Annotated in this window: 2 protein-coding genes, 1 tRNA gene and 1 pseudogene; 1 reads left to right on the forward strand and 3 read right to left on the reverse strand. The window is 61.3% G+C overall.

Annotated elements, in window-relative coordinates; genetic code table 11:
- Positions 1-3,117: 3,117 nt before the first annotated feature.
- Together ACFYP3_RS36105 and ACFYP3_RS36110 are read right to left on the reverse strand one after the other, a co-directional pair.
- Entirely contained in the window at positions 3,118-4,116 is a 999-nt protein-coding gene (locus ACFYP3_RS36105; RefSeq protein WP_388842192.1) for an aldo/keto reductase, read from the reverse strand.
- Positions 4,117-4,557: 441 nt separating this feature from the next.
- A tRNA-Leu gene (locus ACFYP3_RS36110) sits at positions 4,558-4,645 on the reverse strand.
- A gap of 2,149 nt (positions 4,646-6,794) precedes the next feature.
- Between ACFYP3_RS36110 and ACFYP3_RS36115 the strand changes: the two genes are divergently transcribed.
- Positions 6,795-7,631 (forward strand): sigma-70 family RNA polymerase sigma factor, encoded by an 837-nt coding sequence (locus ACFYP3_RS36115; RefSeq protein WP_388842194.1) that lies wholly within the window; start codon positions 6,795-6,797, stop codon positions 7,629-7,631.
- A 593-nt stretch (positions 7,632-8,224) separates the two neighbouring features.
- Here the strand turns inward: ACFYP3_RS36115 and ACFYP3_RS36120 are convergent.
- A pseudogene (locus tag ACFYP3_RS36120) lies at positions 8,225-8,907 on the reverse strand (transposase).
- Positions 8,908-8,968: the final 61 nt, after the last annotated feature.

Here is an 8,968-nt window from a genome sequence, read left to right on the forward strand (position 1 = left end):
TGCCTCGCTGAACTCGGGCCACCGCCACGCTCTCAACGCTCACCGGTCCACCCTCCACGATCGGAAGTCACACCGAACCATTCACAACCCCGGCCAAATTGTACGCGGAGTGTGTAGAGGGGAAGGAAGTCGCGTAGTGCGGCTCGTCCAGGGCAAGAGTGCGCGCCCACCATGGAGTTCTTTCGAGGTCGGCGTCCAGAGTGTCAGGCTGTCTAGACTCACCGCAAATACCACTGGATGTGCCCTAGGGTGTGTGAGCACGACCATGGAATGTGCTGGGTTGATCCGGTTGGGTAGCTTCGTGCTGCTGCCCCAGCGGGGGTCTTGCCCATATGTGAGTTGCTGGGTGACAGCTAGATTCCCCTTCTGGCTTACTGTATACACAAGTGATTCCTCGGCGGACGTGGTGACAGAAATGGCCTTAATGATCCGCTCGCCCGCTGTAGTGCACGGTATGGGGCCTATCTGTGGATTCCACAGGTAGGGAAGCCCGTCCTGGGCGATGAACTGCGGTGCGGGGACTTTAGACTCAGGGGGGCCGCACAGGCCAAAGACGCGCTCAGCCTTAACGCCGCTCATCCTGTAGGCCAGCAGTAGGCTTAGGTCTTTTCCTATTCGGCCGCCCCAGCGCTGGAGTAAACCTCCCGTGGCCAGGTCGATGACCCAGGAGCCTGAATCGGTCATGGACAAATAAAAATCATCCACCCCGTACAAGGGGTCGGGCAGCGGGAATGCGGCCACGGGCGCCCGCATCGTACGGATCCAAATGGTTGCTTCTGCGCTGCCAGCACGCCGAGTGGCACCATAGATAACCGGCTCTGCCACACGCTCCCTAGGGGGAAGATAGTAGGTCGCCCTGAGGATTTCTGTCCGATTTGCCCACGCGAGTTGCTTCGGCATAGCGAAGCCGTCGCGCGTGAGTACGCTCCGCCACACAAGTCCCTCACGGTCGGCCCAGTAGAGGCAAACCTTGCCCATGTACGTTGTGCTCAAAATAGATTCCGGGGTGCTCGTCGCCTGCGCGACGATGCAGCATGCAGACTCCCTAGTCTCAGGGAGCCCCGGTGTCACGTGCACAATCCTGCCCCAGCCGTCACTTTCAGCCACAAATAGAACGAGTTCGGCAAGCCCTCCCCGATAGGGGTTCCGGAACGCCGATGCAGGAATTACCCCGACTGTGCTCGGCTCCGGGGGGCAACGCCCGGAAGGCGTAGCTCGCTCATTACGGGTCCTGAGAGTGCCAGTTGCTGCCAGGCCTGCCATGTCATTTTCGCCCGCTGGCCTTGCCAGAGCTGCGTGTGGTCTGCCGGGTGCGGGTCTCAGGGCGGGTGTTCGGAGCTGGAAAATGGGGGGTAATGCCTTAACGTCCTCAATGTTTGATTGTACGCTGCCCGTGGCTCGCCGGGCGTCACACAGCCTGCGGGGTGAGAGACGCGCGTCGCGGCGTTCTCTTCGTCCAATAAGGACGTCCCACATCCGTGCGCACCTTCGTATGGCCGACCCAAACAAGGCCTGCGGGATACCTGAATTCTGCACAGTGTCCGCTCCGATCTCTCAGTCCGGCGCCGTGAGGAGCCCCGAATTCCTGCCCTTGGTGCCCAGGGTGCGTCGGTCGTGCCGGGGTTCACAGAAGGCCGACGAACTGCGCCGCAGACGCCGGCATTTGCACCTGCCTCACGACGATGTCGGTGGGGGACCAGTCGGTACGAGCCGAGACCCCGTCCCGTTGCCGCTCGCAGCGTTTCGACCGTCGGGCCAACAACTCCCTTCGCTTCTCACAGTGGGTCAAGGAGTCTGCGCGAGCCCGGGGACAATACCCATGCGGTCACCGAGGGACGGGCCGACCGAGCCCGTCCCGACCTCAGAAACGCAGTTGTATGACAGTCAGGCGCTGGTGATCCGTACTGGCTCCCGGAACTTTCCTGCCTGCGGTCGCTGACGACGCAGGACGGGCAACCCCGGAGAGATCAGAAGCAAGCTTTGCAGGGTGGAGTTGCCAGCTTTGATGGCGCTTGCGATGTGATGCACCCCTCGAGTCGATGCTGAACCGCAGCAAGGGAGGGGCTTGCCGCAAAGAGCCCTGTCCACGGTCTGAGGGTGCCACCCGAGACAGCGACTGCAGGCGGAAACCAACGACAGGGGGGGCCTGAATCTGAGGGCGTGTATTGCCTGGACGGTCAGGGCAGCGGGCCGGCTGCTTGGGAACGCCTGGGCCTGTGGGCCCCTGCGCTGGTCGGGCGGCCGCGGTCGCTCGCCCGGAAGGTGTGGCTGGGCCCGGGCAGGAGGCGCCGACGGTGTCGGCGCAAGATCATCTCAATAGCCTTGGGTGTGGTCCCCAAGTGCTCGGCAATGTCGCGGTGTGGGTAGCCCAGTGCCATCTGGGTAAGGACGGTGCGGGTGCGGGCGGGGGCCTGGGCGAGTATGTGGCAGGCTTCGAGGCGCCAGGTGGCCAGTTGGCCCGGCCCAGGGCAGCTATCGGGGAGCTCTGTTACGTCCGAGAGCGGGACGGTGCAGCGACCAGTGCGGTATTCGCGTAGCCAGCGCCGGTACTCATTGGGGAAGCGGAGTAGACACTGACCGATGAAGAAGGTTGCTAGAGAGGCACCTTGCTCGGGGCGCCAGCCCGTGCCGTTTTCGAGTCGAGCTCGGAACGCGGGTAGGGCCACAGCAACGGTTAGGCCAGCGAGCTCGCTGGCTACATCGGGATCCCGTAGCAGTTCGGGGGCAGCAGCCAAGGTTATCCGGGATATGGAGCGGACGCGGGCGAAGACTGTGCCGTTAGCGATCCATGAGCACAGGACACGATGGCCGTAAGAAGCCAAGTCATCGTTCAGCCGCTGCCATGCCTCGGGCGTAGTGGGCAGGAGCAGCTCCGAAGGGAACAGGACTTGGTCGGGGTGGGCTGTTGCGCTTCCGGGGCGGCAAGGGCGTGCCGTAGCTTGGGCAGCGGAACGGGATAGCCAGTGGGACATGGGGGATCCTCGAACGGGTAGAGAGGCAGGCTGGGAGGCGTGTGGAAGGTCCGGGGGAGACATGCGGGTTATGTGCGTTGACCTTCGGTTGGCGTTACAGGCGAAGTGAAAGACGCCGCCCTTGCACGGAGGTAGCACCCGGATCTCAAGCCGTACCCACCTCACGGGGAGATATGGCGTCAGGGCTGGTCGCCCCGGTCTGCGTCCTGGTAGCGGGGTAGTGCACATCCAGTTCCGCAATTTCGCTAGGCGTGAAGCAGGTGCGGTGGACCGCATCCCAGTACGTCGCCAGGTGGTAGGGATGAGCTGCCGGGATCAGGACGGAGGTAACAGCTTCGTCTCGCAACACCCAGCTGACGCCAAGCTGATCCATGGACTGCCCACGGGCCGCGGCGATTTGTTCCGCTCTTCGAGCAGGCGGCCGACTCGGCTGCGCCCCCTCGGTGTAGGGCCTCCTGGCTGCACGCAGCTGCCTGTGATTGCCCGGATCGATGGCGACGCAGCCGAGGCGGTGCCTCTTGAGCACCCCAAGGAGGAAATCCTCGACCCACCGGTTCAACAGAGAATAGGGGGCCTGGTAGGCCGCGACAGGTGAACCCATGGCTTTAAGCAGTGTGCTGATATGACTCAACGGAGCAGGGGCGAAAGATGAGAGTCCTATGTAAAGCGCCTTGCCCTGCTGAACTGCGGAAGCCAGAGCACTCGCTGTCTCCTCCACAGGAGTGGTCGAGTCGAACCGGTGGGCATACAGGAGATCGAGATAGTCCAAGCCCGTGCGGCGCAGCAGGCCATCCAGCCCCGACAAGATCTGCTTGCGGGAGCCGAATCCGGCCAGAGGCCCGGGCTGGGTGCCCAGTCCTATCCGCGCGGAGACCACCATCTGATCGCGTCGTGAGTGCCAGGGCGCAAACAACTGGCCGATTCTGTCCTGCCCTGCGGCGAAACCGCTTGCCCCGCATGTAGTGACGTCCATATGGGTCACACTCAGATCCAGTGCTTCACCGATCAGGCAAGGGCTCAGCGGTCGCGGATCCTGGAGGGCCGCACTCATATCAAGCCCAAGAACAGACAGATGAAGTCCGCTGCCTCCACAGCGCCGGAATGGCATGGGTATGGCGAGCGGGTGGGTGAGGGCATCGTGCATGTTGTTTCCCTTCCATCGCGGGTTGGGAGAATTCAAGTCAGTCGGATGGTGTCGATCCCGGTTTCGGTGGCGTTACGGGCCTGGACGACCCGACCGAGGGAAGGGCCTCCTGGTATTGCAATTAGGAAGGCCACCTTGGGTGCCCCGGCCCGACTCAGGCGCGCGCGACATAGATGTGCGCCTTGCGTTTGCTTGCTGCGGTGCAGGACGGCCTCTTTAGCGAGGAAGGCGGCAATTCGGAAGTCGATTTCGACCTAATTGCGGTAGCGGTTGGAGGAATGGCCTAGTATCCGTCCGCCTTTGACCAGAACTCCTCCGACCCGGTGGCCGCACTTAGAGCGAGCGGCTTGTTTGGGTTCAAGGTTGAGATACTGGAACACGGGCAAGCCTTTCCAGCCGGATAGGGGCAACCTCCAATGTATGCTGCGCCGCCAGAAAGTTTGGTGAGCGAGGTGGGATTCGAACCCACAGGCCCCTTGGGGCGGCGGTTTTTAAGACCGCTGCGTTTGCCTGATTTCGCCACTCGCTCTTCAGGAGCCTTGCCCGGTTGGCACCGGCTTCGCTACCCAAGAATCCAAATTTAGCTTGGGGTCGGGGGAACCAGCACAGGTCCGGTAGGACGGTAGCGGGCGCAGGGGTATGTGAATGGCTCCCCGTGATCGGTTCGTTATAGGCGATGGGGCGGGCGTGCTTGGTAGGTTGCAGCGCCGTGGGTTATTGGCATGCATATTTGGTGCCGATGCGGCTCAGGCGACGCGATGGGATCAGCTGAACGCGAAATAAATTGTTCCCGAGACCTGCAAAAATGAAGGCCCCTTCCATCGAAGCCACTTGCAGTGCGCGTGTTGCGGATGCACGGTGTCTCGCCGCATTGACAGGGCTGGGAGTGATCTGCTGCGCCAGCCTACATTTGGTTGCGTGGACAGGCCAGAGACCATTTCATAGTATTTGCAGTGCCCTGTCTCCGGTTGGCACTGTCTGGTGGTCGAACGCACTCACACGGCTAAGCGCCATTACAGGAGGCAAACGGTGACCGCGGCGGGCGGCCCAGCAGGCACGCAGATCTGCGCGATACCACGATCGATTGTCTCTTTTTCCTCCGTCTCCCCAGGCGAAGTCGATTTCCCGAAGGCTTACCGAATGAAACTCTGTAGACAGAAGAATAGTAAATCCCGAATATTTCTCTCATTGCGGCTCGCATCCGCCTATCTGATTTCTTCAGCGACCGACCGAAGAGAGCTCGAAGAAAGCTCGTTGATGAATGATTCCACGGTATGCTCTCGCTGACGAGGCAGATCGTCAGGCATCCGCCTGGACTTGTTCGAAGGTTCTAGGCAAACGCCTAGGTGCATTGATCGCGATCATTGTCTATACGAGTTGGTCTTGAACGTAGGGCCTGCTGGTTGAACGAGGTGCATCGAGCCGCCCTGCGCAGCCCACGGGGCCGCCGAGAGGATGTCGAGACACAGCCGGCAGGGGATTCAGCTATGTGTCCATTCTGCGGCCCACGGTCACACCCACCTCGCCTTCAGCAAGATCCTGGATGCAGAGGGCCGGCCCCTGCGTAAGACGCCACCTTCCACTGAATCGCAAATCACCCGCTTTAGGCGTATGACCGTCGGCAAGGCGCTGACCTGGAGGAACGCTCCTCAGGGCCTCGGCGGGACAAGCAAGCCTGCGTCTGCCAGCCCCACACCCACACCAGAATCGAACGTGTCACCGCACCACCCCGATGGAATGGCCCGTCATCGACCTCTACCTCGGACCACGAACGCCAGGAAGTATTCGCCGCACGGATTGACTGGTACAACTGCCACCGCGGGATCGCAGGCATGAACCCGCCAGCGGCGTGGCGACCCCTGTCGCAGCACATCCAGTCAGCACAGCCCGGCCCGCGTCGACTCTGTTGCTGGGCGCGGAGAGCGCCCACCCGACCAGCCAGGCGGCCATCGCCGTAGTGCGAGGGAGAGCTGAAGTAGCGGGACCTATGACCGACGGCGAGCCTTTTCGGACCTGCCCGGCAGGGAGAGCCGGCCGGGCCCGGTACCTGCTCCAGGGCGTGGCTGGACGGGCAGGCGGAAAGACAAAAGCGTGCACGTGCCTACAGGCCAATCCCCCAAGAGCATCCGCTGTCGCTCTCGAACGCCCGGTGATCGACCAGAACCCGTATCAAGTCAACCGCATCACGTATCGAGAAACGGACCGTCCTTGCTGCACAGGTAACAAAGGATCTTTGCTCACGTGCTGGCGAAGCTGGAAGTTCCCAGAGGTTCCGCGTTCTAAAAGGAGCGGCTGTGGCGCAGGTTGGCAACTGGCTCGGACATCCTGTTTAGGAAGATTCCTTCTCTGGTAGTGGGTGTGGGGAGCTTTCGTAAGGGTCTAGCGCCTCGCCCTCCAGGGGCTCTGGAATGCGATCCTCTGAGGCTATTGCCAGGCGTAAGGTATTTAAACAAACTGCTCTGATGCCTGCAAAGCTGCCTTCGATGGAAGAGATTTCTCGGCGTCGCGTCATGGTTCTCAACGCGGGTCCTCATAAGAGATGTGCCGTCCGACAAGCGCCTCTCGCAAGGAATAAATCATGACCCGCGGAGCACAGTCAGGGCCACGTGTAAACGTAGCCCAACGTTCCTGCTGGGAGTCGGTCGGCCGACGATTGACTACGGAAAGAGGTTCTTCCCGTGTCTCACTGCAAGAAATCTTGCCCCGCTCCTTCGAGCTCCACCCACCTCCAACGAACACAGCGGACGATCAAATGTGAAAGCAGCGCAGTCCCTGAGGTAGACGGTCCGAAAGGGAGCGTAGATAGCGACATAAAGCTCATCGAATTGGCGCGCAGAGGGGAGCCCGAAGCGTTTGCTGAATTATTTCGTAAGTATTGGGCGGAGGTGATGAGACTGGCATGCTCACACGTCAGGGATCCCCATACCGCACAGGATCTAGCGGCAGAGTCTTTTGTTCGCGTATTTCAGATACTGCAATCTGGTGGCGGGCCATCAATTTCTTTTCGAGGCTATTTAAAGAGAGTGCTCCGTAATGTGGCAACCGAGTGGGGAAAGAGTGCCCGCCGCTGGGTAGCAGTGCCTGACGTCAGCATCTACGAAACTCCGAGAGGCGACTCAGCATGGGATGAGGTGGTGAATTCTTTCGACCGCGACCTTGTCGTAGAGGCGCTCAATTCCCTCTCGGACCGCTGGAGAGCTGTCCTGTGGTACACGGTTGTCGAGGGGTGCCGGCCCTCGGTCATCGCCGATCACCTCGGAATCAGCCCCAACAGCGTTTCCGCCCTTTCTTATCGGGCGAGAGAAGGGCTACGGCAGGCCTATCTGACAGTTCACGTTAAGAGGGGGAAATCTGATGCTTCATGTGCACATTTCATATCGCGTCTCGCCGCATATTCAAGAGGAAGGCTGGTTGGATTGGCCGTTGAGGAAATAGAACGACACCTGGATGCTTGCGGATCGTGTCAATGTGTGCTAGGTGAAATACGAGATCTGAATTCAGTTTTACGCAAATAGCCCGTTGTGACTCTTTAGTGCCAGCGTGTGGTACAAATTTTGCTATTTCGTCTCGGGGTTACATGTGTCTTCGGTCGGCCGGGGAAGTATGCCGGCCGAGCCTGCGAGGCCCTCGCCTTCCCGCCGTTGGGCGGGTATGTGGATGCGATCCTTCTCCTGTGAGATACCGCGACGACTGAGAAAGTGGCGGTCCCTCTGATCCCTCGAAAGGCATCTGCCCAGCCTCTTGGGCCATCGGAGGGACTGTCGTCCTGCCGCTCGGCGGCGAGTGCCAGATCTTGCGCCGTTGCGTGCGAGTGCGCAGTTTGATGCCGACGATCCGCAGGGGTGCCATGGTAGTAGCCCCGCTCCAATTCCTGATTGTGCGTGGGTGTACCAGCACACAGCCGGGGTAGAGAAACGCCTCCTTGCCTGACGGCGCGGAATTCCCGCTAGGGGTCTGTCAGTCGGGTGCAGGGAGGCGTTTGGGGTTTCTGGCGTGGTGTGGGGGGCTGACTGTCGAAGGTGAGGTCGAAGGTGTCCAGGGCGGTTTGCCAGTGCATGGTCCAGCGAGCCGGTGCCTTGCCTGTGGGTTCTAGGGACATGATGGTCATCTAGACGTGCTTCAGGGTGGAGGTGTCGTTCGGGGAGTGGCTGCAGGCCTTGACCACCTGCCGGATGCGAGCGGTGACGGGCTCGATCTTGGTGGTGTAGAGGATGCGGCGGATCTTGGTGTCGAACTGGAGGAAGTGGAGTGAACTCCTCTCAGGTGTTCTTCCAGGCTTGACGATCGCTGGTTGTTGCGGCCTCCGGCATCGGTGAATTCGGCGAACGGTTCGAGTGTGTGGTTGCCGCTGTGTAGATGGGCTTGAGGAACCTGGTGATCCCTTGTCGCATTCCTGGCGGGCGGCATAGCGGAAAGAGTTCCGCAGCGGGCGGATCCCGCACATTTGCGCGAGCGTCTTCGACCAGACCGTCTCGACCGCTTCGGGTAGGCTCTTGAGCCCGTCGCAGACAAGCACGAGGACGTCGTTGGCGCCGCGGTTCTTCATCTCGGTGAGATGCGCATCCAGTGCTTGGTGCCTTCGCTGCCGTCGCCGGCCCACAGTCCGAGGATCTCGCGCCGGCCCTCGGTGGAGACGGCCAGGACAGCGTAGATGGGCCGGTTCGCGACGGCGCCGTCGCGGTCTTCACGTGTTCGCGTCGATGAAGACGACCATGGAAACCCGCCCGGCGTCCAGGGGACGGTTCTGCCTTTCGGCCATGCCCTGAGGGCCTTGTCGGTGTTCGTGGAGATCGTCTGCCGGGAAGACCTCCGCCATAGGCCTCCGCGAGGTAGGCCTGGGACCTCGCCGGTC

Origin of the sequence: Streptomyces sp. NPDC005533, assembly GCF_042871845.1 — a bacterium.
Classification (GTDB): Bacteria; Actinomycetota; Actinomycetes; order Streptomycetales; family Streptomycetaceae; genus Streptomyces.

Bases quoted from the DNA above. Each gene is read 5' to 3' on its own strand.
- ACFYP3_RS36105 (WP_388842192.1), bottom strand. From the start codon at position 4,116: ATGCACGATGCCCTCACCCACCCGCTCGCCATACCCATGCCATTCCGG.